The 24,466-nt window shown below is 43.8% G+C and carries 17 protein-coding genes; 12 read left to right on the top strand and 5 right to left on the bottom strand.

The annotated features are described in order from the left end of the window. The first annotated feature begins 74 nt into the window (after nt 1–74). Both NSQ91_RS03660 and NSQ91_RS03665 read left to right on the top strand, forming a co-directional pair. The gene (locus NSQ91_RS03660) at nt 75–797 is read left to right on the top strand and encodes an MBL fold metallo-hydrolase (RefSeq protein WP_340916453.1); all 723 of its coding nucleotides are present in this window, start codon (nt 75–77) and stop codon (nt 795–797) included. 253 nt (nt 798–1,050) lie between these two features. Continuing rightward, nucleotides 1,051–1,809: a hypothetical protein gene (locus tag NSQ91_RS03665; protein ID WP_340916455.1), complete on the top strand. Its 759-nt coding sequence runs from the start codon at nt 1,051–1,053 to the stop codon at nt 1,807–1,809. 22 nt (nt 1,810–1,831) lie between these two features. Here NSQ91_RS03665 and NSQ91_RS03670 read toward each other — a convergent pair whose 3' ends face one another. Next, nucleotides 1,832–2,773 (bottom strand): helix-turn-helix domain-containing protein, encoded by a 942-nt coding sequence (locus tag NSQ91_RS03670; RefSeq protein WP_076306689.1) that lies wholly within the window; start codon nt 2,771–2,773, stop codon nt 1,832–1,834. Between the two features lie 425 nt (nt 2,774–3,198). Here NSQ91_RS03670 and NSQ91_RS03675 point away from each other — a divergent pair, with 425 nt between their 5' ends. Continuing rightward, entirely contained in the window at nt 3,199–4,218 is a 1,020-nt protein-coding gene (locus NSQ91_RS03675) for a glycoside hydrolase family 88/105 protein (protein WP_076128555.1), read from the top strand. Nucleotides 4,219–4,230: 12 nt separating this feature from the next. After that, nucleotides 4,231–6,393, top strand: a complete 2,163-nt coding sequence (gene gnpA, locus NSQ91_RS03680; protein ID WP_280753646.1) for a 1,3-beta-galactosyl-N-acetylhexosamine phosphorylase — start codon at nt 4,231–4,233, stop codon at nt 6,391–6,393. An 83-nt stretch (nt 6,394–6,476) separates the two neighbouring features. On the opposite strand, the gene NSQ91_RS03685 is transcribed toward gnpA, so the two are convergent. Continuing rightward, the gene (locus tag NSQ91_RS03685) at nt 6,477–8,000 is read right to left on the bottom strand and encodes a flavocytochrome c (protein WP_340916459.1); all 1,524 of its coding nucleotides are present in this window, start codon (nt 7,998–8,000) and stop codon (nt 6,477–6,479) included. A 483-nt stretch (nt 8,001–8,483) separates the two neighbouring features. Between NSQ91_RS03685 and NSQ91_RS03690 the strand changes: the two genes are divergently transcribed. After that, nucleotides 8,484–9,371, top strand: coding sequence for a spermine/spermidine synthase domain-containing protein (locus NSQ91_RS03690; RefSeq protein WP_254848973.1), 888 nt, complete (start codon nt 8,484–8,486; stop codon nt 9,369–9,371). Between the two features lie 52 nt (nt 9,372–9,423). Continuing rightward, a complete protein-coding gene (locus NSQ91_RS03695; RefSeq protein ID WP_340916462.1) occupies nt 9,424–10,293 on the top strand; it encodes an aminoglycoside phosphotransferase family protein in 870 nt (289 codons plus the stop codon). A 226-nt stretch (nt 10,294–10,519) separates the two neighbouring features. On the opposite strand, the gene NSQ91_RS31970 is transcribed toward NSQ91_RS03695, so the two are convergent. Then, nucleotides 10,520–10,600: a putative holin-like toxin gene (locus NSQ91_RS31970; protein WP_445670806.1), complete on the bottom strand. Its 81-nt coding sequence runs from the start codon at nt 10,598–10,600 to the stop codon at nt 10,520–10,522. A 365-nt stretch (nt 10,601–10,965) separates the two neighbouring features. Here NSQ91_RS31970 and NSQ91_RS03700 point away from each other — a divergent pair, with 365 nt between their 5' ends. The 4 genes from NSQ91_RS03700 to NSQ91_RS03715 all read left to right on the top strand — a co-directional run bounded on the left by NSQ91_RS03700 (nt 10,966) and on the right by NSQ91_RS03715 (nt 17,192). Next, entirely contained in the window at nt 10,966–12,522 is a 1,557-nt protein-coding gene (locus NSQ91_RS03700; protein WP_248549423.1) for a glycosyltransferase family 39 protein, read from the top strand. Nucleotides 12,523–12,553: 31 nt separating this feature from the next. After that, a complete protein-coding gene (locus NSQ91_RS03705; protein WP_076128566.1) occupies nt 12,554–12,802 on the top strand; it encodes a hypothetical protein in 249 nt (82 codons plus the stop codon). A 96-nt stretch (nt 12,803–12,898) separates the two neighbouring features. Next, the gene (gene yaaA / locus NSQ91_RS03710) at nt 12,899–13,651 is read left to right on the top strand and encodes a peroxide stress protein YaaA (protein ID WP_076279447.1); all 753 of its coding nucleotides are present in this window, start codon (nt 12,899–12,901) and stop codon (nt 13,649–13,651) included. Nucleotides 13,652–13,826: 175 nt separating this feature from the next. Continuing rightward, complete coding sequence (locus tag NSQ91_RS03715) at nt 13,827–17,192, top strand: HEAT repeat domain-containing protein (RefSeq protein WP_340916466.1); 3,366 nt, start codon at nt 13,827–13,829, stop codon at nt 17,190–17,192. Nucleotides 17,193–17,274: 82 nt separating this feature from the next. Here NSQ91_RS03715 and NSQ91_RS03720 read toward each other — a convergent pair whose 3' ends face one another. Together NSQ91_RS03720 and NSQ91_RS03725 are read right to left on the bottom strand one after the other, a co-directional pair. After that, nucleotides 17,275–19,050, bottom strand: coding sequence for an ABC transporter ATP-binding protein (locus tag NSQ91_RS03720; RefSeq protein ID WP_036684845.1), 1,776 nt, complete (start codon nt 19,048–19,050; stop codon nt 17,275–17,277). Further along, nucleotides 19,037–20,812: an ABC transporter ATP-binding protein gene (locus NSQ91_RS03725; RefSeq protein WP_076098706.1), complete on the bottom strand. Its 1,776-nt coding sequence runs from the start codon at nt 20,810–20,812 to the stop codon at nt 19,037–19,039. Before NSQ91_RS03725 ends, NSQ91_RS03720 begins: the two co-directional genes overlap by 14 nt. 274 nt (nt 20,813–21,086) lie before the next feature. Here NSQ91_RS03725 and NSQ91_RS03730 point away from each other — a divergent pair, with 274 nt between their 5' ends. Next, complete coding sequence (locus NSQ91_RS03730; protein WP_340916468.1) at nt 21,087–21,788, top strand: ABC transporter ATP-binding protein; 702 nt, start codon at nt 21,087–21,089, stop codon at nt 21,786–21,788. A gap of 13 nt (nt 21,789–21,801) precedes the next feature. Further along, nucleotides 21,802–24,447: an ABC transporter permease gene (locus NSQ91_RS03735; protein ID WP_076305244.1), complete on the top strand. Its 2,646-nt coding sequence runs from the start codon at nt 21,802–21,804 to the stop codon at nt 24,445–24,447. The last annotated feature ends 19 nt before the right edge of the window (nt 24,448–24,466 follow it).

The following is a 24,466-nucleotide window of genomic DNA, read 5'->3' on the forward strand; positions in this document are numbered from 1 at the left end:
ATCCATTATAAATAGGTAATCATCTCCTCCATAGAGCGTACTTTTACCTGTATCCATAAAGGAGAGAAAATAGGATGGAACTCAAAAAAATAAATGACTCTATTTATTATTTAGAAAACGTCAGAGAAACAGACAGACCTGTTTTGGGATATGTTGTAGGTGACAGCTTTTCAATTATGATTGATTGTGGCAATTCAAAATCGCATTTAGATGCCTTTATAAAGTGTTTAGATGATAACAATCTGCCACGTCCCAAATATGCTTTGATCACGCACTGGCATTGGGATCATACCTTTGGTATGCATGCTTTTGACGGGGGAACTATAGTCTCTTCAGCAACGAATGAGGCACTACAGCGCCTGAAAGAATGGGAATGGGATGAAGAAGCTGTTGTAAAACGCTTAGAGACCAAAGAAGAAATAGCATTCGCCTATAACTGTATGAAAAAAGAATATGATACGTTTGATAAGATTAAGGTTAGCACAGGAAATATTATGTTCGAGGATGCTTTAACGCTGGATTTAGGGGGCACCACTTGCCAGATTATAAAGGTAGGAGGGCCACATGAAGACGATTCTTGTGTTGTATATATAAAAGAAGCGGGAGTATTATTCGCAGGCGATGCACATAGCGGGGATTATTATCATGGAGAAGGTAAAATTGATCCGATAAAAATGAAAGAATATATTGTGTTTTTATCCACTCTTTCATTTACTACGTATATCCCGGGGCACGACGCCCCTATGAGCAAGGAACAAATCATTCCCTTGTTAAATAGATTTTGTGAGGTCAAGTAAAGGCTAGCCTTATCACATAACAGCTTATTTTATTAGGCGACTTGTTAGGTATGAATTCGGTAGTTTACCGGACGCATGCCTTTTTGTTGTGCCTGATGGGGCAGTTCAGAGGGGGGGGCTTATTTGCGTTTATTGGGAAGCAGGGTTACGATTAACCATAAGCAGCCTTGCTTCAGACCCCTTCCGAGCTATTAGAAATCTTAGACGAATTATACATCGATGGCTGGGGACTTGTACAGAAAGGGAAACAGAAATGGATAAGAAAATAAGCGTAGAGAATCTAAAACTGACACCACAAAATGATACTTATTATATTGCTTGGAGTATCGGAGTCGATAAGAAGTATAAAAAGCATATGAAAAAAGAAATAAAGAGCCAACTCACAGACGTTCTAGGATCCATGACTCAAAATAATGCTGTGGAGGATATTTCAGTTTACAGTCATAACAAAACAGCCGAAAAACATGGAGAATTCATTATATGGGATTATCTTATCCTAATGCAGATCAAGGAAAAAGAAGATGCCGAAATCATTTTACCTAACTTAAAAAATGTGAATATACCTTTCGTGCTCGAAACAATCCGTATAGAGTTACTTGTAACCACACCAAACAGCACGTACCCTACACCAGGGGAAGGCGCGCGAAAACGGCATGTAAAGCCATTTTATGCAATTGAATATGTCGATGTTCAGCCTAATCATTTAGATGAATTCCGAGACATAATGATTAACAATAACGGACCGGCAATGAAGTACATAATGGAGGAAGCGAGATGGTGTCATAATTTTTATGCATTAGAAACGCTGACTGTCTTCTATCATCATTCAAGTTATCCTACTTGGAATCAGATTCATGTCATAGGTTTGTATTTGGAATCAATTTTTCTATATAAAAAAAATTTCTCAAAAGGGCTGGCACTGACCCACAGCATTTCATTTGAAGAAAACTTTGCGCAGTTAAAGAAGATAAGAACCATGTTATATAAAACGATCGGGAGAAAGATGATCTAGAATAGACCAATGGATCAATGGATCATACCCACCCCGTAAATTCCAATATAGACGCTTTAGCGGATTGTGCTTCGGATTGTGCGCCTTTACGCCATTGTTTAGGTGACTCACCCATAAGCTTGGAGAAACATCGGTTGAAGCTGGATATGGACTGAAAACCGACTTGCTCAGAGATGGAGAGAATGGAATCATCCGTACTTTTTAACTGCTTGCAGGCCTCTTCAATACGGGTACTGTTTAGGAAGTCGAGAGGTGCGGACCCCATAATCTCATGGAATTTCCTGCGGAAATGAGTGGTACTTAGGTGGCACAGATCAGCTAAAAAATCGATGGTAATCGGCATCATGTAGTTTTTAGTGATGTATTCCAGAACGGGTGAGATGACAAAATCGCCCTTCAGGCTATGCTCTGTTTCTTGATTAACCAAGGGTTCATACCGGGAATGAATTCTTAGGAGTTCTATATAAAGCGATAACAATAAGCCGTAGGCACTTTCTTGATAGTAAGGATTTTTTTGTTTCAATTCCTCCACGACCGATGTCGCAAGGGTATAAACCTTGGGATGTTCCTCTTTATTCAAAATACAGTTTGTTCCCTTTATAGCCCACAGATTCGGCTCAAAGTTGCTGTAAGCGCTCTTGAAGGATTGCTGAAAAAGATCCTCAGGCGAAAAAAAGATATAAGACCACAGACTGGCTTCATTCGGCGAACTATAAGTTGTATGAGGGAGATACCTAGGGATGAAGGTCACATCTCCGGCTTTAAAAGGCACAGATTCTCCTTTGATCTCCATGATGCCGCTATCCGAATGGCAAATGCCAATCTCCAAATGATTATGGAAATGCAGATGTTCACTTTTAATATCAGAAATCTTCCAACGTTCACCACTTAACAGCAAGATAGGAAAGTTTATCGGTAAGCTGTAGTGGCGGTATTCAATGACGGGCTTCTTTTTTCTGGGCATATTCTCAATACTCCCATTCTTATTACGTAGGTTGAGTAGATTATAGGTTAACGTTATATCAAATTCAACTATATAAAGAGAACTTGATATTATACAATTTGGGAAAAAAGTGGCGGAGGAGAAGTTTGGAACTGTAGGAGCGTTAGCGTCCGCCTTTGTCTGCAGATTTCCACCGCGAAGAGCGGTATAAAATCAAGAAATTCTTACGACAACAGCGGCCGGAAGTCCAAATATTCTCTGTAGTCACGGCTAATTCCAAGATATAGCGAACAAAAGTTAATGGTTGAAATTGCACAGTTTAGTTATGAATATGCTTAGAATCAGACCATTTTACTACTTACAATAGAGTTAGTAAAGCGTTTACAATATGGACGGACAGCTCTCAAGCGCCTTTGGGGGCGTGTGCGAAAGAGAGGAGAAACAAGATGCTTCAATTAACTTATGACAGAGAAGAGATTTTAAGGGTCATCGACAAAGTGGTCAGAAAAACAATGGCGATGGATTTAACATGGGACTGGCCTTGTGGTGTGGCTTATTATGGGGTAACCAGAGCTTATGAAACTACAGGAAATAAAGAGTATTTGGATATGCTTGTCCAGTGGGCAGATGAATATATCGAGCTGGGTCTGCCGGATTGGACGGTAAATACCTGTGCCATGGGCCATATGCTGATCACTTTGTATGAGGAAACAGGCAATCAGAAATATTGGGATATTGTGATGAGCAAAGTAGATTATCTGCAGAACAATGCGCTTAGATTCGGAGATCATGTATTGCAGCATACCGTCTCTATTTCTAATGATTTTCCAGAACAGGCATGGGCGGATACCTTGTTTATGGCGGCATTTTTCCTGCTCCGTGTAGGAAGCAAATTAAAGGATCAGGAAATGATTCAAGATGCCTTGAATCAATATTATTGGCATATCAAATACCTGCAAGATCCTAGCAGCGGGTTTTGGTACCATGGCTACAATAATGTGAAGCAGGATCACATGTCTGGACTATTCTGGGGCAGAGCGAATGCTTGGGGCGCATACACCATGTCGCAAGTTAAAAAGCTTTTGAAAGAATGGTATCTGTATCCGCAGTGTATGGACGTGGAGTGTTCGCTGCGCGATCAGCTGGCCGCACTCAAGCTGGTGCAAACGGAGAACGGCCTGTGGCGGACAGTACTCGATGACGAGGAGTCTTATGAAGAAGTATCCGCGTCTTGCGGCATTGCGGCTGCTATGATTAATAACGGCAATCCGCTGCATACCAAATATGTGCAAAAGGCCCTGAAAGGTATTTTGAACAATATCAGCGAAGATGGACGGGTACTGGGTGTCTCTGGCGGAACAGCGGTTATGAAGGATCGGGAAGGTTACCGTAATATTCCAAAAGACTGGATTCAAGGCTGGGGTCAAGGCTTAGCATTAGCTTTTCTATCCGATATGCTTAAATAGGAGGGATCCAAGTTGTCCAAACAAACAACGGGGGCCTTTACACTGCCGGGAGAATCCGGTTATGAGGCATTGACCCTGGAATTAGCTGAACGTTGGGGTGCCGATGTCATCCGTGACAGTGACGGCACACAGTTGTCCGATGAGATTATCAACGCAGGATACGGCATTTATTCTACAATCTGCATCATCAGAGATCATAACGAATGGGCGTCCCAGAATTCAGACAAGCTGCAGCAGAGCTTTTTAATAACAAATCCGAAGGTAGCGGTACAAGATTATTTATCCATCTATCTGATGGAGGATTTTTTTGCTGAACAATTCCGAGTGAATGATTCCAAAGAGGCGTTTAAGTACTGGCAGGTTTTTGACCGAACGACGGGCGAAGAGGTTCCAAGAGAACTGTGGAATTATGAGCGGGAATCGGGAAATGTAGTCATTACTGGAATAACGCCTTGGCATAAATACACAGTCAGCTTCATGGTCTACCGGATTTGGGAAGAGATCTCCATGTACAATCACACCACGAATCACTGGGAAAAAGAGCATCTGATGCAGATTGATCCCATCTATGTAGAAACGCAAAAATATTTACTCCATTGGATTGAAGATTGGTGTCGTAAGCATAAGGAAACAACAGTGGTTCGGTTCACCTCCCTCTTTTATAATTTCGCCTGGATCTGGGGCAGTGATGAGCGCAATCGCCATTTGTTCTCGGACTGGGGTTCATATGATTTTACGGTAAGCTCAAGAGCGCTTGATCTGTTTGCCAAAAAATATGGGTATTCGCTCACGGCCGAGGATTTTGTGAATGGTGGGAAATATCGGGTCAGTCATATCCCGGCGCAGCAGCGGAAGCTGGACTATATGGCATTTATCAATGATTTTGTCATCGAATTTGGTAAGCAATTAATTGATATTGTGCATAAGCACGATAAGCTGGCGTATGTCTTCTATGATGATAGTTGGGTTGGCATGGAGCCTTACAATGACCGTTTTGAGGAGTTTGGTTTTGACGGGATGATTAAATGTGTGTTCTCAGGGTATGAGGCAAGGCTTTGCTCTGGTGTAAAAGTAGATACCCATGAGATTCGGCTGCATCCCTATTTATTTCCGGTTGGATTGGGAGGGCTTCCTACGTTTATGGAGGGAGGTAACCCTACGCTCGATGCCAAAAAGTATTGGATTAATATCCGGCGCGCCTTGCTCAGAGAGCCTATAGATCGGATTGGACTGGGCGGATATTTGCATCTTGTAGAGCCTTATCCGGATTTTTGTGATTATATCGAAAAGATCGCGGATGAATTCAGAGAAATTAAAGAGCTGCATCATAAAGGCAAACCGTATCACATTAAGACGAAGGTAGCCATTTTGCACGCTTGGGGCAAATTGAGATCGTGGACCTTGTCCGGGCATTTCCATGAAACGTATATGCATGATTTGATTCATATCAATGAGGCTTTGTCCGGATTGCCGGTTGAGGTGCAGTTCATTGATTTTGAAGATATCCGTAAGGGAGTATTACATGAGTGTGATGTAGTGATCAATGCCGGCTCGGCAGGTTCAGCATGGAGTGGTGGAGAATACTGGAGTGACCATAAGTGCGTGGACTTACTGACAGAATGGGTTTATGAGGGTGGTACTTTTATAGGTATCAATCAGCCTTCGGCGCTTGATGGTTATGACAGCTTTTTCAGAATGGCACATGTGCTTGGTCTGGATGAGGATACAGGCTCCAAGGTAGCTCATGGAAGATGGACATTTGAGGCTAGAGATGAGCAAGGTTTAGTGCCTGAAGGAGCCAGCATAACACCTAAAAATAACATTTATCTTACGGATGGCTCAGCAGCGGTATTGTGTGAAAAGAGTGGGATGATAACATTGTCCACCCATGCATTTGGTAAAGGAAAGGGGATCTACCTGCCTTCTTTCACCTTAAGCTTTGAAAATACAAGATTGCTATTAAATGTGATTCGTTATGCCGGGAATGAGTTAAAGGAAACAAAGTACATTACGGATAATTTATATACAGAGTGTGCTTATTATCCAGAAAGTAAAATACTCGTCGTGATTAACAATAGCGACCAGCTTCAAAAAACTACGATTGATACGGAATATGGACAACAAACCCTGGAATTAGATCCGTTTGATACTATTATCCGAACTATTGGCGATTAATCCCATTAAAAAAGCTCAAGCCAGCGGCTAACTTGCCGATGCTTGAGCTTTTTGCTGTGAGGCCTATAGTATCTGTTATCTACTTATTTTGCTTTTATGAATTCAGCAGATTTGATCCCAGCTTGACGACCAAAAATAATGATTTCTGCAACAGAGTTGCCGCCAATCCGGTTTTGTCCGTGTAAGCCGCCTGTAACTTCGCCTGCCGCAAACAGACCAGGGATAGCTTCACCATCTTTATTTAGAACCTCTGTGTTCGTATTGATCTTCACGCCACCCATGGTGTAGTGAATCCCAGGAGCAATTTTAATAGCGTAGAAAGGACCAGTGGACAGGTCATTGTCCATTCCTGTAGTTCTGCCAAATTCGGCATCCTTTTTATTCTTAACGGCGCTGTTCCAAGTATCAAGCGTTGTTGCCAGCTTATCCTCTGGAACACCGATTTCTTTGGCCAAAGCTTCGATGGAATCCGCCTGAATCACGAAGCCCATTTTGTCATATTGTTCAATAGCCTTCACACGGGATTTAACACCGGAATCAAAGACCAGCGTAGCTGCTTTATTAGGCAGTGTATTGATGGAAGCTGTTACTTTATCACGGGTATCCAATTCATTGGTGAACCGTGTACCTTCACTGGAAACAAGGATAGCGCCTTCCCCACGAACAGCTTCGCCGATGAGGTAGGATTTTTCTTGCTGCACAGTCGGGTGAACTTGGATTTGATCCATATCGACGGTTGTGCCGCCGAGTTTCTCAATCATCTTGATGCCGTCCCCGGTACTGCCGATTTGGTTAGTAGTAACGTAGCCTTCCAAGTCAGGTCTTACTTCGGAGATCAAATCCATATTGGCACCGAATCCGCCAGTGGTTACAACGACAGCATCTGCCGTAATTGTTTTTTCCTCTGTTTGGTTAAAGAGGACTTTGACGCCATTTACTTTGCCATCTTTTTCAGTGATTTCTTTGACATCAGCATTCACGAAAAGAGGGATTTCTTTCTCTTGTACGTTTTTCACTAAACCTTTGACAAGGTATTGTCCCACAGCAGAGCCATCTTCAGGACGGTGTGTACGTTTTTCGTTCATGCCGCCTGTAATGGTGATATTGTTCAAGCGGATTCCGATGGAATCCAGCCAATCGATCGCACTCGCGGAATTATCAACGAAGAAACGAAGCATTTCTTTGTCGTTAGTGTCATGGCCACCTTTTAATGACTCTTCATAAAATAAATCATTGCTGTCTTCAATGTTTTGTTCTTTTTGGAATTTCGTTTCAGAAGCGTTCATCCCCGAAGAGGATTTGGTTGTGTTCCCGCCGGCAACCGGCATTTTTTCCAAAATAACAGGGTTCATGCCTTTCTCTTTGGCCTCAAGCGCCGCGGACATTCCCGCACCACCCGCACCGACAATGATGATATCATATTTATCTTTTAATTGATCGAATGGTGTGTAGCTTGCTTCAGATGCCCCGGAGACGGCTTCAACTTCTTTTTTCTCGTTGTTATTACTCTTGCTCTCGTTCACCTTGTCGTTTCCATTACCGCAACCTGCGATAACGAGCATGACAGAGAGGACGAGACTCAGAGCACCAGCTGCTTTCTTTTTCATTGTTAACCCTCCACTTTTATATTTCTCTATTAAGATGTACCAAAAGAACCCGACAAAAAAGAAAGGAAGTATCAGAGGGAGTTGGAAGTGGAGAAGCGCGCGCGTCGCTGTTATTCTCCTAACTTCAAATCTTCTACGGTTACGTCCACAGTTTCCATCGTTATTCTCTTTAGTTCATCTTCTTATTAAGTATACCATCAATCATGACTATTAGTGAAAGTTTTCACAAATTATACAAGTCGTCTATTCTAACATAGGGTAACGAAATATTGAGCGGATTAGGCGGAAAATGGACCATAAACCATATAACTAGAAGATTTGGCGTGAGATTTTCTCACTGTAGAAGTGGTAACTGTCACGGATTAGTAAAGCGGTTTTTGTTCTTCTGGATTTTTAAATGGTAAAATGAGAGTATTGCCTACTAGTCAATCCGGAAAGACTAACATGAGACATAGGAACAAATTCTAATTAATAGGTGAGAATATGGAATTTAATAACGTAATAAAAGAAAAAGTAAAAGAAGATAACTATAAAGTGTTTGCTTTACTAAGCCGCTATTTGAATAATACCCCCGACTTTATTAACAAAGAAGAAATTGAAGAAATCGTAAACTGTGGTGTATCTTATGAATACGCTTTTGGTTTAATGCTGGCTGCTGCTTTTGGGATGGATACGGTTGATAATGTTGATGATAAGGAATTGTTCAACCAATATTTTAGCAATATGCTTCATAAGCTTGATGCAAATGAATATTATGACAATCCATATTATAAAAATATCAAGATACCAACTATAAAGATTAATAATAGTGAATTAAAATATGAAAAATATAAACCTTTTGAAGGTTTTGTTTGCAATGATATCATCCGGACAGAAGAGGGAAGACAAATTCCTCAGGTTGGTTTTTTTCAAACTGAATTCATGTTCCCGGCTGTCTTGGAGAATGACAGAATCTGGATGACGATCACGCCAAATGAAATAGAAACAATGAAAGAAGCTGTTGATAAAGCGTTTGGGAATGTTCTTACGTTTGGGCTTGGACTTGGCTATTATGCTTATATGGTTTCTGAAAAAGTTAATGTTGAAAGCATAACGGTTGTTGAAAAAAATCAAGATGTCATTGATTTATTTAATAAATATGTACTGCCACAATTCAGTAATGCTCACAAGATCAGGCTTATCCAAGCAGATGCTTTCGAATATGCAGAACAACATATGTCTAAGGAAAAATATGATTTTGTATTTACGGATTTATGGCATGATGTTTCTGATGGAATGGACATGTATTTAAAAATGAAAAAGTTTGAAAAGGAAAGCCCGGATACTGTATTTATGTACTGGATAGAACAATCTATTTTATGTTATTTGTAATTTTGAGTTGCGTTAATCTGTTGTAGCTGACTCCGAAAGGAAGAACCCATTTTTGAAAACTCCTATATCTATCATAAATTGGCTAGAGCACAACGAAATCATAAACGACTTATTAAATCAGGAAGACAGCTTAACTGCGCATACAATGGATCAAGGATTTGAAGCTGAGGTCATGAGGATTAATTCTGATCAAGAGAGCTATGTACTGAAAACATGGAATAAGGAATCCAGACCGGATGTCCAGTTTCAATATCGTTTATTGGATGTTCTATCCGAACGAGGAGTAGCCGTCTCTAAAGCAGTGGGCTGGGGAATCAATCCGGAGGGACATAAGGTGTTGTTAACAAGTTTTGACGGAACCCCTATTCATAAAATGAATACCAGGAAAATGAAGAAACTCGCAAGCCTATTAGCAAAAATACATAAAATTCGCGTTGAAGAGATTGGAAATATACAACTGCCAAAATACGATTTCATCGGCTACTTTTTCCCTGAAGCTAAAGAACAATCTGATATTTATAATGTATTGACTTCTCTGGTTGAGCAAACTCCAATGAAGCAAGACTGTATCATTCATGGGGATTTTCATATCGGAAATATAGTGGAGAATAAAGAGCGATATACCATAATCGATTGGACGAACGGCCAGTTGGGAGACTCTAGATATGATTTTGCCTGGTCACTTATTCTGCTGAAAATATATATCTCTGAGCGTTATGCTGATGTGTTCAGAACTGCTTATCTATTGGAAAATGATATGGATCAGGAAGAACTTGAGATCTTTGAAGCTTGGGCATGTCTACGGTGGATTTTGCTGAATAGAAGAGGTAGCACACCGAAAGGGCCTAATACAACGAAGAGAGTGAAAGGCTTAATCGCTAATAATCGGTTTTTAAAAAAGATGGATAGTAAATTGTTCTGATGTACGCAAGGATGGATGGATTTTCTGGGAGATTGGAAATGTAATGTAACACCGTACATTATTACGTTATTAAATTATTTGTGGTATATTAAAGGTAGAAAAGACGTAAAATGCAAAGAGAGCCGTGCTGTAACACGACTCCCAAGGCAATAGCCGCTTTTAAGGGCGGTAGGCTTCAGCAAATAGGACACGACAGATAGACCGCATGCCTTTGTGAGTGGGCGGTCTATTTGCGTTTATTGGACAGCAGCGCTACGATAAGCGAACCAAAGGTTAGCATAAACATCATTGCTTCAAACACTGTCACAAGGCATCCCTCCCTTCGGTGAGAGGTAGCCGACCGACCCTTTAAGCCTATTCTATTTGCTCCACCAGTATAGCATAATCGTTTGAAAGAGAATTAAGACTCTTGTCATAATACTCCCTAGGATTGGAGTAGTTTTCCATTTCCTCTCTTTGTCTCCGCAACTCTCTCCATTTTGAAACTTCCGTATCACATTTGCGATTTTTTGATTCCCAATTGTAGGACGTACCTCTCTTTCTAAATCTCTTCTTTGCGAATTCCCAAACTTCCGATTTTCATTGGATTTTCAGTTTGGGTGTTTATAATGCTTTTTATGAATCGGGGCAGCGGATTGTAAAGGGCTTTCGATTGCGCAAAGGAGGTTTTCCATGATAAGAGGAATTCAAAAAACATTGTATCTCATACTTGCATTCTTTATCGGTCTTTTTATCGCATCCTCCTTTTTTATTAGGGCGAAATATAATTATTTCGTATATGGGGACACGCCAATTTTGGAGAGACAACAGCTGGGTCTTTTTATTCTAGTGATCGCAGTGGTGCTGGCATTAAGCGTTATTTTGTATAAAATGTGCCTGAAGCTTAATAAGTACAGTTGGAAAATAGTCATTCCAGCCATACTGCTGTTTTCTTTTGCAATCCAGATGGTGATTATCTTTCTGTTTCCACGCATGCCGACGGATGATTCGCAGACAGTGCTTTCATTGGCACTCGACATGCTGTACAGGAATGATTATTCGTCGTTTGACACGAACGGCTATCTGCATATGTTCCCTTTTAATTTTTCGATCGTTTTATATTTAAAGACGTTGTTGTTGATCTTTCCGGATAATTATCTGGTAATCAAAATATTTAATATTCTGTTTACACTCTTAACCTCATTAATGATTTACATGCTGTATAAAGAGCTCAATTATAAGTCCAAGGATAAGGATTATGGCATCCTCGTGTTTGCTGCAACCTTTATCCCTTCATTGTTTATGAGTAATTTTATCTATAACGATGTGATCGCTACCGCCTTTCTGACAAGTGCTTTATATTTTGCCATAAGATTTATTAAAAGAAGGTCCATTAAGGATATTCTCTTCGCAGCTCTCTTACTGGCAATAGGCAACTATTTCCGCAGTATCGGTGTTATTTTTCTGATTACCGTGGTGGCGGGTCTTTTATTTAACATACGTTCTATCGGGGTGAAAAAGGTTTTTAGCGCTTTGTTTATCACGGCCATATTGTTTAATGTTCCCGGCTGGACGCAAAATGCTGTGCTGCAGGCGACGAATGTTGTAGATGAACCGATGAACGAAAATTCCGCACCTGTCTACATGTGGCTGAATATGGGGATCAATCTGGAGACGTTTGGGTTCTGGGACAACCGGGAGAGCTACGCTATCTATCAGCAGGATGCAAATTATAATAAGGCAGAAAGTACGGAGTTATTTAAAGAAGAAATCAGTAATAAACTCTCCGAGGCGGGCCTAAGTGACTTAGTGAAGATGTATTATAAAAAAATCGTTTGGACCTGGACGGAAGGAACCTACCAGATGGAACGATATGGGCTCGGAAATGACGGATCATCCAGTAACGGGGGAAGAATGGGCTTTGTCATGGACCGTTATAGCTACACTAATGCTGCTACGGATTTGTTTAAGGCAGACTCCAATTATAGAAGCGGAATGTTGTGGCTGCTGTATGTTCTGAATTTTCTGATGTATGTATTTATACTCGTTCGCTTAATGGGTGGAATAAGAGCCAAAAGATTTGAAGAGACCTCTTTGATTCTTGTGGTGCTGGGCTTTATCGGATTCTATCTTTTATGGGAGATCAAATCCCGGTATATTTACCCGGTGTATCCGCTGCTGATCGTATTATCCTACATGGGTTTTAAGGACGTATACGATTATATGTTAAAAAGATATTTTCCACGTTAACTATGTTCGCTCGGAAAGAGGGGATTCAAAGATGCGGATCAAGCGATATTTCGCTTTGCTCATAGCAGTGCTAAGTTGTTCCATGGTGCTCGTCTCCTGCGATGCTATTACCGCACAGAAGATAACGAGTACTGACTCCGGGTCAAGAGCGAACGGGGGACAGGGCTTCACCGGCGGGCGGGGGAAAGATGGGGGCGGATCTCCCAACATGAAGGGTGGAACAAGGAGAAACGGCAACCCAGGTACAGATGGCGGTGGCGCACAAAGTGGGCGGCAGTGAACAAATTTCATGAACTTGCCCCAAGCCTACGAAGATTAAGTGTGATAGGATAAGGTTACATTTAAATTCCCCGCGGGGGTAAGAAAAGGGAGCACCATGAGAATCATTATATCGCCTGCCAAGAAGATGAAGATGGATACGGATTTCTTGGATTGCCGCCAGATGCCGCAATTCATAAGCGAGTCGCAGACTCTTCTGGCCTTATTACAAAAGTTGAATTATGAAGAAGCCAAATCGTTATGGAAGTGCAATGATGCCATCGCCACGCTGAATGTGGAGCGGATTCGGGATATGGATGTAACACGGAATCTTACACCGGCTATTTTTTCTTATGAGGGTATCCAGTACCAGTACATGGCACCCGGGGTACTTCAAATGGAGGAGCTGGAATATCTTCAGCAGCATTTACGGATATTGTCCGGATTCTATGGAATCGTCCGGCCATTTGACGGCGTTGTGCCGTACAGGCTGGAGATGCAGGCAAAGCTTAGCGGACCTGGTTTCAAGTCTATCTACGAGTTCTGGAACAGGAAGCTGGCAGATCAGCTGTTTTCGGAGACTGACATCATTCTGAATCTGGCCTCTAAGGAATACAGCAAGTGCATCTCCCCTTACATTGGCGGGAATGTTCGAATGGTTAGTTGTGTATTCGGGCAGGAGATCGGCGGTAAGGTAGTAGAGAGAGCGACCCTGGTCAAGATGGCCAGAGGTGAAATGGTACGCTTCATGGCTGAGCGGCAAATCAGCTGTGTGGAGGATATCAAAGGCTTCGACGGATTTGATTTCAGCTTTGCTGATGAGCTGTCGGATGAGCGTACGTATGTGTTTATTCAGAAAAAGAATGACTAGAGCAAGCAGTACATGATGGGTAATTCTGAAGGGGGTTGAATAACCTGCTTCAGGGTTACCTTTATTTTTTGGTCAACGAAACCAGATGCTGAATTCTAGTTTTTTTAAAGGGGATAGATTAGGGCATAGAGAATAAAGTTCGGGGGGAATAAGAATAGGTTAACGAGGAGGACTTATGATTTTCAAAAGAGATCCATTGGATAAACAGAGCTTACTTAAAGAATTGGATTCGCTAGGTTATTCCGACAGAATCAAGAAAGTAGCAATCCTAGGCCGTGATCATCTCGGATCTGTCCAGTACTCCCAATTACTAGCCTCTTTGCTGGAGGATGGCGTTTATGAAGCACGACTTGCCTTAATCGGTGCCATTGCAACACAAGATGCTGCTATTATTCTATCAGCACTGCGGCATCCCAAGGCAAGTATCAGAAATACGGCTGCGGGTCTTTTGGCAAAGGTGGCTTTGGATGCTGATATTGAACGTGAGCTCCCCCATTTATCCCATGATTGCCGCCGCAAGCTGCTGCACAGTATTTCACAGATTAACCGTCAGGAATTAGCGGAACGCTTATTGCCTGTAGTGTATGCCCGATGGGGAGCGGAGGAAGCCGCGATTATATTGCAGGCCTGTTATTCGGCAACGGTAAGTAAATGGCTTGCTGATATCGGATATGCCATAAAAGACTGGAAGAAATTATCCAGCCGGCATCTTGAAGTAGTAGCGGAATACTTTGCAACAACACTGGAAAGCACACCACTCAGGGAAAAAGGCTATGTCTGGTGGAGATTCTCATCAACTCTGGAGATCCTATGCAATCTGAAGGCAGATTTGGTGCTGGAGTGTGCGCTGAATCATGGACCTATGGGCATCATACATCCTGCGTTAAAAGAGCAGCTTGGTACGCTTGTACGCCAAAATCCTAATAAGGTATATCAGCTGTTAACGCGAACGGAGTCGCGGAGCGATCTGATTTCTTATGGTGTTCCTGAAGCTGTTCTTAAAAGGAAAAAGTATTTATCCATGGATCAATGGATGGAGATAGCGAAACTACTCGCAGATCACCCTATGCACATAGCAAAGCTGCTTCAGAATATTGCACCCTCTAACCGCAAGGTCATTTTCGATGCTGTGTATGAAGAAGATAAACGCAATGAACGCATTTTTCCTGAAAGATTACTATATGTATTACCACATGCCTTGCGTGACAAGGAAGCCACCCGGATGCTTGGCCTTCGTGAAATCAATGATGACCGGGAGAGAACAGTCAGATTTACTGCTTGCCGTTCTATTCTTCATTCAAGAGCGGGACTTGAACAAGCAACACAGGTATCCAGTGCAGACGAACGTGCCACGGCGCTTATGCAGCTGATCAGAAGTACCGTTCTGTCGAGACAGGGCATGAATGAAACTTTGGTGTACCTGGGCCGGATTAAAAATGATCAGGATCCTGTCCGGGGCGCTGTGTTTAAAGAGCTATCGGAAAGTCCTGCGTCTGTGTTCACGGATGCCCATGTACAAGAGCTTACTTTGCTTGTTGATAGTGTTATAGAGGCCAGAGATACTTCATATGGTACAAAATTTTCCGTTCAACAACTGGCGTTTGCTATTCTCCGGCATAACGCATTACTTCCTCACGGTGAGCTGTTTAAGTTTTCTTTAAATACGATTCAGAAATTGGCCAAGCAGAATGGGCAGCTTTCCCTTCCATCCTTGGAGAAGAATTTACCCCGGGGAGTAGAAGAGATTATCTTCGACGAAATTTATACATTAGCTGTACAGGCCAACAAAAGAGAAGACTACAATCTGGTATTAAGCCTAGCTAGCTCATTCGGTAAAAGAGGTTACGGCATCATAAAACTTCAGAATCTGTTAAAGGAAGCAACGAGGGCAAAGGCGGATTCTACAGCCATACAAGCGGCCAGATACTGGCTTGCGCCTCGTACAACGCGTGATGCCAGAGTTAAGGAATTATTAGCTTTAGATAAATCGTATATTACGATCCATGAAGTGTTCCAGCATCTGCATCTGAAGCGTCAGGAATGGCTCGATCCTTTTATTTCAGGAGCTATCATTAAGGGCAAGTTCCTATCAGGCAAAACTATCTATCTTGTGCCGGCCGCGGATGGATTCCACAGATGGCTGCCACGTCAGCAACAAGCTTTAAGTGCCTTATTAGAAAAAATTGCATACGATGCCAAACGTAATCTTTGGGAGCGTGCAAGCGTTATTAAGATCATGGCAAGCATGCCTGATCTCGGTTCGGATAGGTTACTTGGGCTTATGCAGGATAAGGAAGTAACTGTAGTAGAAGCTGCACTTCATGCCTTTTCGCTTATGGAAGAACCGGAGAAGGCACTTCCCGTTCTGCTGGAGAATCTGGATGGGGACCGGGCCCGTGTAGCCATGTACTCGATACCCAGATGCATCCGCAGGGTGAATCCGGTGTTACTGGTTACCATGCTGAAAGAGCTTCTGAATCGGGATAAGCTGAAGATCACTGTCAGAAAAGAAGCCATCCGCTTACTGGGCGCTTATAGAAGCGATGACAGCCTTCCACTATTGATGAATGAGTTCGAGAAACCCAATGCACACAAGGATGTAATCATAGCCATAGGGCATGCTGCGAAACAGCTTTTAGATGATGAACGCGCTTGGGATATGTTAAGTACAATGGCTTCTTCATCAGAAAGTGACATTGCAGGAAGTTTATTATCTCAACAGCCTAATGCTCTTCCGCTAGACTTTAGACCACGTTATCTAGGATTAATCCTAGAAATCGCAAGGCACCAAGATGCGTATATTGGCAGATATGCTTTCATTTCTATGATGCGGTGGACAAATGGAAATGAAGGGATTGTTGCAGCTGCCACCGCTCGGTCTATTACGGATTTGGAAGACAGCACTAGATGGGAAACTGCTATGAACACGCTGGTAGAAACCTGTCGCGATGGTAAGATCAATGAGGTTGTAGTTGGTGTATGTCAGAGACTGGTTAGTGCAGCGATAAGGGATGAATGGAACGCCACTGCCAAAAGAGATTTGCCTCATCGGCAACGTCTACTGAAATTAGTCAACCAGCTGATAGCTTTGCCAAAAATCACCCGGATGCACCTTATCCCTTTGTATACGGACCTGATTGACTGTCTGGCATCTGATGAGACCTTACAGCAAGCTGTGATGAAATTGTATATAGCAGCAATAGATTGGAATAATATGAAGGAATCCGCCAATTATCTCAATCGGATGGTTACCACTATTTCAAAGCAGCCCCAGCTATTAAGCGATGTCTATAAGCAGGTCGCGTATAATTTAGAAGAGAGCACGGGATACTGGAGTCCGGAAACTTTATTGGAAATTGTAGATGTTCTAGGGTCTGAGAGCCGTTATGAATCTCAGTATATTGGACTTTCGTTGCTTGAAGTTGCCGGAAGTGCTCTATTGTGGAGTCCAGAGCCTGCAGAGCGTCTGCGGTTGTACAGAAATCACACGAACCTTGCGGTTCGCTCACTTGCGCTAAATATTTGGACGGCGATAGATTAGTTTTTGATATTTTTTTGAAAATATAAAGCATCAAAAAAGCTCAGGCTGCAAATCGGCCTGAGCTCTTTTGGTGTTTATTCAATTAAGCTTCCATCTTCTGTGCTGTGTAGAGGCGGTAATAAAGGCCCCGCTGTGCGATAAGCTCATCATGTGAGCCGCTTTCCGCGATGCCTTTGTTAGATACGTACATAATACGATCGCAGTTTTTTACGGTGGAGAGGCGATGCGCGATAATGAACGAGGTGCGTCCCTTAAGCAGTTCATTCAGCCCTTTTTGCAATAAGCGCTCAGTCTTCGCATCAATGGAAGAAGTGGCTTCATCCAAGATGAGAATGCGCGGATCTGCTAAAAGTGTTCTTGCGAACGAAATGAGCTGCCGCTGTCCTTGAGACAGCTTGGAGCCACGTTCATTGACCTCTGTCATGTAGCCTTGATCGAATTCACGGATGAATTCGTCGGCGCAAACGGCCTTTGCAGCGGCGATTACTTCTTCTTCGGTCGCATCCAGTCGGCCGTACCGAATATTGTCCAGAATGGTACCGGAGAAGATGAAGCTATCCTGTAACATAATCCCCATCTGACTGCGAAGAGATTTTAACGTCACCTGCGAGATATCCTGGCCGTCGATCAGAATCTGACCACTGGAAATGTTATAAAAGCGTGAGATCAGATTGACGACGGTTGTTTTGCCCGCACCTGTGGGTCCTACCAGCGCGATGCTTTCTCCCGCTTTGACCTTGAAGGAGATATTCTCCAGAATATTAAGCCCCGGGTCATAGGCGAAAGTTACATCGTCGAAGGTGACATGGCCCTGTACAGATGGCAGTGTTTTTGCATCCGGGATATCACTGACGGTAACCGGTTCATCCAGCGTTTCGAAGATACGCTCAAGATAGGCAACGGCGTTGATGAAGTTATTGTACAGGTTCGAAAGATTCAGAATCGGCTGCCAGAAGCGGGCAGCGTAGCTGCTCATCGCCAGAATGACACCGAGGGTCATGTCTTGAGGACTCAGTGTTAATAGGCCCACAAGGAAAATTAATGATGTAACGATTGTAGACAAGTTGTCTACAGAGAACGGAATAAGTAAGTTGTAACGTTGAGCCTTCATCCATTCTTTACGGAAATTACCCGCGAGACGTGTGAAGATTCCTTCGTTACGTTGTTCCCGGGAGAACATTTGTGTCACACCAATACCGCTGATGCTCTCTTGCAGATAGGCGTTCAGGTTAGAGCTTTTGTTGGACACTGCTTGCCATGCCCGGCGTTGCCGGGTTTTGATCAGCAGCATGATGCCAAGGAAGACTGGCAGTCCGGCAAGGATGACAAATGAGAGTCGTACATCGACAGCGAACATGAAGGCTGCGATAAAGAGCAAATTCACGATTTCTAGAATAAAGTTGATAATCCCGTTGGACAGCACATCTGAAACGGCGTTGACGTAGTTTACGACCCGGATAAGGATCTTGCCCTGTGGGCGGTCGTCATAATATTTGAAAGGCAATTCTTGCAGATGCTTAAACAAATCCGTTCGGATGTCAAAAATAATATCCTGCCCAACACTCGTCATGATGCGCGAGCGTATCGTAGCCAGATAAACGCTGACCACGATGGTCACAAGCATCAGTGCAGCCCAACCCAGCAGTGCAAGCTTCTCTTTTGCCGGAATGGTCACGTCGATGACATGTTGCATGATCAGCGGAGCCGACAGTGAAATGGCTGCTGAAAGTGCACTGAGCACGAACGCAACAATCATTGGGGTTTTCTTTCGTTTGATATATACCATCGCACGCCGGAAGTGTTTTATATTAAACGGCGATTCAAGATTTTCATCGACGTCAAATTTATTCCTTGCCACTTGCGGTCACCTGCCTTCCAATACCCTCGTTCTGCAGTTTAAACACTTCGTAATAGTAACCACGTTTCGCCAGCAGTTCAGTGTGAGTCCCTTCCTCAACTAGCTTCCCGCCATCCAGAATGAGAATACGGTCGGCTTGCGAGGTAGTAGATACACGCTGCGCAATAATAATTTTCGTACAAGGATAGTCCAGTTCACGTAGACTTTTTTGGATATGCTCCTCCGTCTCAAGGTCGACCGCAGAGGTCGTATCATCGAGAATCAGGATAGGACGGTGTACCGCCAAAGCACGCGCTAAGGCAATACGCTGCTTTTGTCCCCCCGATAGTCCGACTCCGCGTTCCCCGACAACGGTATCATAACCTTCAGGCATTTTGGTAATGAAGTCGTGTGCAGCTGCGAGCTCTGCATAACCCATTGCATCTTCTTCCGGAAGATCAGGATCGCCATAGGCGATGTTTCCATCAATGGTATCAGAGAACAAGAGTACATCTTGGGTCGCCATGCCGATATTTCCACGAAGTTCATCAAGCTCCAGCTGCCGAACATCAACACCGTCTACGAGTACGCGCCCTTCAGCTACATCGTAGAAGCGAGGGATGAGGTTGATGATTGTTGTTTTGCCTGATCCTGTCGCGCCCATGATTGCTACAGTTTCACCGGGTTCAACGGTAAAGCTAATATCGTCCAGTACGATAGCGCTATCATATTTGAAGCGGACATGATCGAATTCAATACGGCCTTCATAACGGCGTTTGTCAGTGACAGTATGCTCATTAACAATATTTGGCCGGGCATAATAGATATCTACGATTTTGGACAAGCTCGCAAAAAAGCGCTGAATGTCGTTGATAATGATACCGATGTTGCGCATAGGGTTCGATATAGCCCAAATAAGCGAAGAGAAGGCCATAAACTCACCGAAGGTGATCCGGCCGTTCATAAGGAACAAACCACCAACCAACATAAGGATTACGTTGAAGCCCTGAGCGAAGGATTCCAGATAAGGAAAATAATCAAGCCATACAAGGGCGGCCTTTTTGTTCGCTGTAGAATAGTTGACATTCTTCTCTGTGAATTTTTCGACCTCGAATTCCTCGCGGGCAAAAGCCTTGACCACACGGTTGCCTGAGATATTCTCCTGTGTAGTCGTGTTAAGCTGGGACAGCCGTTCACGCAGGTCAATATACATAGGACGGACGCGTTTAGCGAATATGTAAGCCACGATAAAAATGGGCGGTGACAGGATAAGCATCCACAGCGTAAGTTCCGCATCTATGGTGAAAAAATAGATAACGGCGGCAAGGAAGATCGTTAGCGATTCAATGATCGTCTTAAAAATCCAGGCCATAGAGTGACGGACCATGTCCAGATCACCTGTCATCTTGGTCATGAGATCGCCGGTACGATTATGATCGTAGTATTTTCTGTCCTGTCCCTGAATTTTGTTGTACAAATAAATGCGGACATTGTACATCATATTTTGCGAGGATATCTCGTACTGCATGGTCGTGAAATATGCGAGACCTGTGCGCAGTAGAGAAAATCCGATCATGCCCAGACAGAGCATAATCAATAATTGCCGTTCTTGTGTAAGATTCTGCAGGGCGTTGTCACCAGCTATAAACGTATCGACAATGCGCTGACTGATGTACGGATTCACGATTGTAAGACTTGAGCCCACCACCGAAAGGCAGAGTGCCAGAATATATCGCGTCCGGTTTCCCTCTAGGTTCTGCCATAGCCATTTCAGTTCGAACATCTGATCACCTGTTTCTGATTGTTCTTGTTCTTTCACTCTTGCCTGAAAAGAGTAAATAAAACAAAGTGATTATAACATTATCAAATGACTAAGTATCGTTTACGGTAAAATTTCCTTGTTACATTATTGTTACAAAAAAATGAACTTATTAATGATGTGAATTTCACCTTGTGTAATGAGGGTTTGCCATTCGGGCTTGGGCGTTCTAATTATGATAAACTGAGACAATGTAGAGTAATTAGACTTAGTTCGGATAGGGACAGGAGGAAGAGGAATGAGTTTTGTTGCTGTAAAAGGGGAGTACAAGCGTTACAAGATGGGCGAGAATGTAATTGTCGCGAATGACGGGATTGATTTTGAGATAAAAAAAGGTGAATTTGCCGTGATCGTCGGCCCAAGTGGTGCGGGTAAATCTACGGTGCTTAATATTCTGGGTGGAATGGATTCCGCCGATGAAGGTCAGGTCATTGTGGATGGCATTGATATCGCCAAGTTTAGTGCCAAGGAGCTGACAGGCTACCGCCGAAATGACGTAGGTTTTGTATTTCAGTTCTATAATCTAGTACCTAATCTGACCACACTGGAAAATGTTGAGCTTGCTTCGCAGATTTCCCCGCGTGCACTAGATGCACGTAAGGTGCTGGAGGATGTGGGTCTGGGCGCGCGGTTAGATAATTTCCCGGCTCAGTTGTCCGGTGGTGAGCAACAACGTGTCGCTATCGCCAGAGCGTTGGCTAAACAGCCGAAGCTGCTGCTCTGCGACGAGCCGACAGGGGCGCTTGATTATAACACCGGCAAGCAGGTGCTGAAGCTGCTGCAGAATACTTGTCGTAACACCGGGACAACGGTCATCGTAATTACACATAATCTGGCGATCGCTCCGATGGCTGACAGGGTTATAGAGATTAACAACGCTAAGGTACGGAAGATGGTGATCAATCCTTCGCCGGTATCCGTTGACGATATTGAATGGTAAGGAGAAGGCATCTATGAAAAAGCGAGCATTGTGGAAAGATATTTTTCGTGAAATTGGGCATACCAAAGCCCGGTTTATTTCGATTTTTGCAATTATTATGTTAGGCGTCAGCTTTTTTGCCGGAATCAAGGCTACTGGGCCAGATATGCTGAATACAGCTGGAACCTTTTACAAAGAGCAGCGCTTGATGGATCTGAAGGTGCAGACTAACTACGGCCTGACCGAAGACAACATCGGGTTACTCAGAAATGTACAGGGGATCGATGAGATTCAACCGAGCTATAGTGCAGATGTATTCATAGGTGATAATGCCTTAATACTTAAAGTCAATTCTTACAACACGGATAAACCACTTAATCAATACCGTATTATTGAAGGCCATCTACCGGAGCGTTCCGGTGAAATCGTGCTGGACGATAAGCTAGCGGAAGAATATGCGTTGGGTGACAAGATATCTTTTAGTGGAAACGGTACGGATGCGGAGCTGTCGAACAGCTTCGAGACACTGGAGTATACCGTAGTTGGTTTTGTTAGAAGTCCACAGTTTATTGAGCAAAGTACCCGGGGCACCAGTGGGATCGGCAAAGGTACGGCGGATGCGTTCGCCGCGATCCCGGAGTCAGATTTCAAGCTTCCGGTGTATACGGAAGCCTATCTGTCCTTTAAGGATACAGCCGGAGTGAAGGCTTATTCGACGGAGTATGAAGATCTGATCGAACAGCATACCCATGCTGTAGAGCAGGCGATGTCTGGCGTGCCGGAAGCACGGCTTGCTGAGCTGCGGGCGGAAGGCGAGAAAGAGCTTTCTGGTGGCCGCGCAAAGGTGGCCGCCGCCGAGCAGCAGCTTGCGGATTTGCAGCGCCAGCCGGAGGAAGTGCAGCAGGAACAGGCTGCAAGTATGACGGCAATTGCTGCCGGACTTGCTTCTGCCAAGGAGGAATTGGCGGCAGGGGAGCAAAAGCTTGCAGAGCTGGAGCAGCTAAAGGTCTACGTTACTGACCGAAGCGCTAATCCGGGATATGCCGAATATAAAGATAACGCTGATCGGTTGTCGGCGATTGCCAGTGCGTTTCCTGTGTTCTTTTTCCTGATTGCTGCGCTGGTCAGCTTGACGACCATGACACGGATGGTTGAGGAGCATCGCCTGCAGATCGGGACACTGAAAGCACTCGGTTATGGCAACCGCGACATTATGGCCAAATTTCTGGTCTATGGTACGCTTGCCAGTCTGGCGGCTTCAATTGCGGGTCTTGCGGTTGGTTTTACCCTGTTTCCGGGTATTATCTACGATGCGTATAGTGCAATCTATAATTTACCGGATATCACGAAGAACTTCTATCTTTCGTATTCGATCATATCCGTTATCGTAGCGTTAATATGTACTACGTTGACGGCGTGGATTGCTTCACGGGTAGAATTACGCAGCAATGCTTCCGTATTGATGCGTCCGAAGGCACCGAAGAGTGGCCAGCGTATTTTACTGGAGCGGATCACTTTTATATGGAAGAGATTGAGCTTTGTCCAAAAGGTTACCGCACGGAATATATTCCGCTATAAGCAGCGGATGTTCATGACTGTATTCGGCGTGGCTGGCTGTACAGCGCTGATCCTGACGGGATTTGGTCTCAAGGATTCAATTGGCAGCATCGCCGGGTCGCAGTTCGGCACGATTATGAAATATGATGCACTTGTGGCGCTGCATGAAGATGTGTCTGCCGATGTGCTAAAAGCCTACGACCAACTAATCACTGGTGAATCTGCAGTAACTGGGACGCTGAGTGTGGCGCAAGAACGGATGACCGCACATGCTAGTGGTGTAAATGACCAAGAGGTTCATCTGTTCGTTCCTACCTCCGTTAACTCTTTATCCGATTTCGTGGAGTTGCGTGATCGAAAAAGTGGAGAAGGACGGATGCTTACGGATGATGGGGCTATTATCTCAGAGAAGCTAGCTAAGCTGTATGGGCTGGAGTCTGGCGATAAATTGACCGTGGTGGACAAAGATAATGAAACATTCGAGATTGAGGTCGCGGCGATTACAGAGAATTATGTAATGCACTATGTTTATATGACACCGGCGTATTATGCTTCTGTGTTCGGAGAAAAACCAGTATTCAACACAGAACTTCTGAACTACACCGCACATGATAAAACATGGGAAGACAAATTTGGTGAGAAGCTGACGGCTAATGAGGGCGTCGCTGCTATCAGCTTTTCCAGCAGTGTAGGTTCCGCCTTCGATGAGACTATGAAGAGTATGGACGTTGTAACTTTGGTGCTCATTGTTTCAGCGGCGGCGTTGGCTTTTGTCGTCCTCTACAATTTGACCAATATCAATGTGTCCGAGCGGATCCGGGAGCTGTCAACCATTAAGGTACTGGGCTTCTACGACAAGGAAGTAACCATGTATATTTACCGCGAAAATATGCTGCTTAGCCTCCTCGGTATTGTGGCTGGATCGGGTCTCGGCATAGTGCTGCATAGCTTCGTCCTGAAGACGGCCGAGCTGGATGCGACGATGTTCGCTCCGATCATCAAGTGGCCAAGTTATATTTATGCGGCGCTCCTAACCCTCTTGTTCTCCGGTATTGTTATGGCGTTCATGCATATTAAGCTCAAACGAATCCATATGATAGAGGCTTTGAAGTCGGTGGAATAGCATCTAAAAATGACAGAGC

Origin of the sequence: Paenibacillus sp. FSL R7-0048 (genome assembly GCF_038004505.1) — a bacterium.
Classification (GTDB): Bacteria; Bacillota; Bacilli; order Paenibacillales; family Paenibacillaceae; genus Paenibacillus_AQ; species Paenibacillus_AQ odorifer.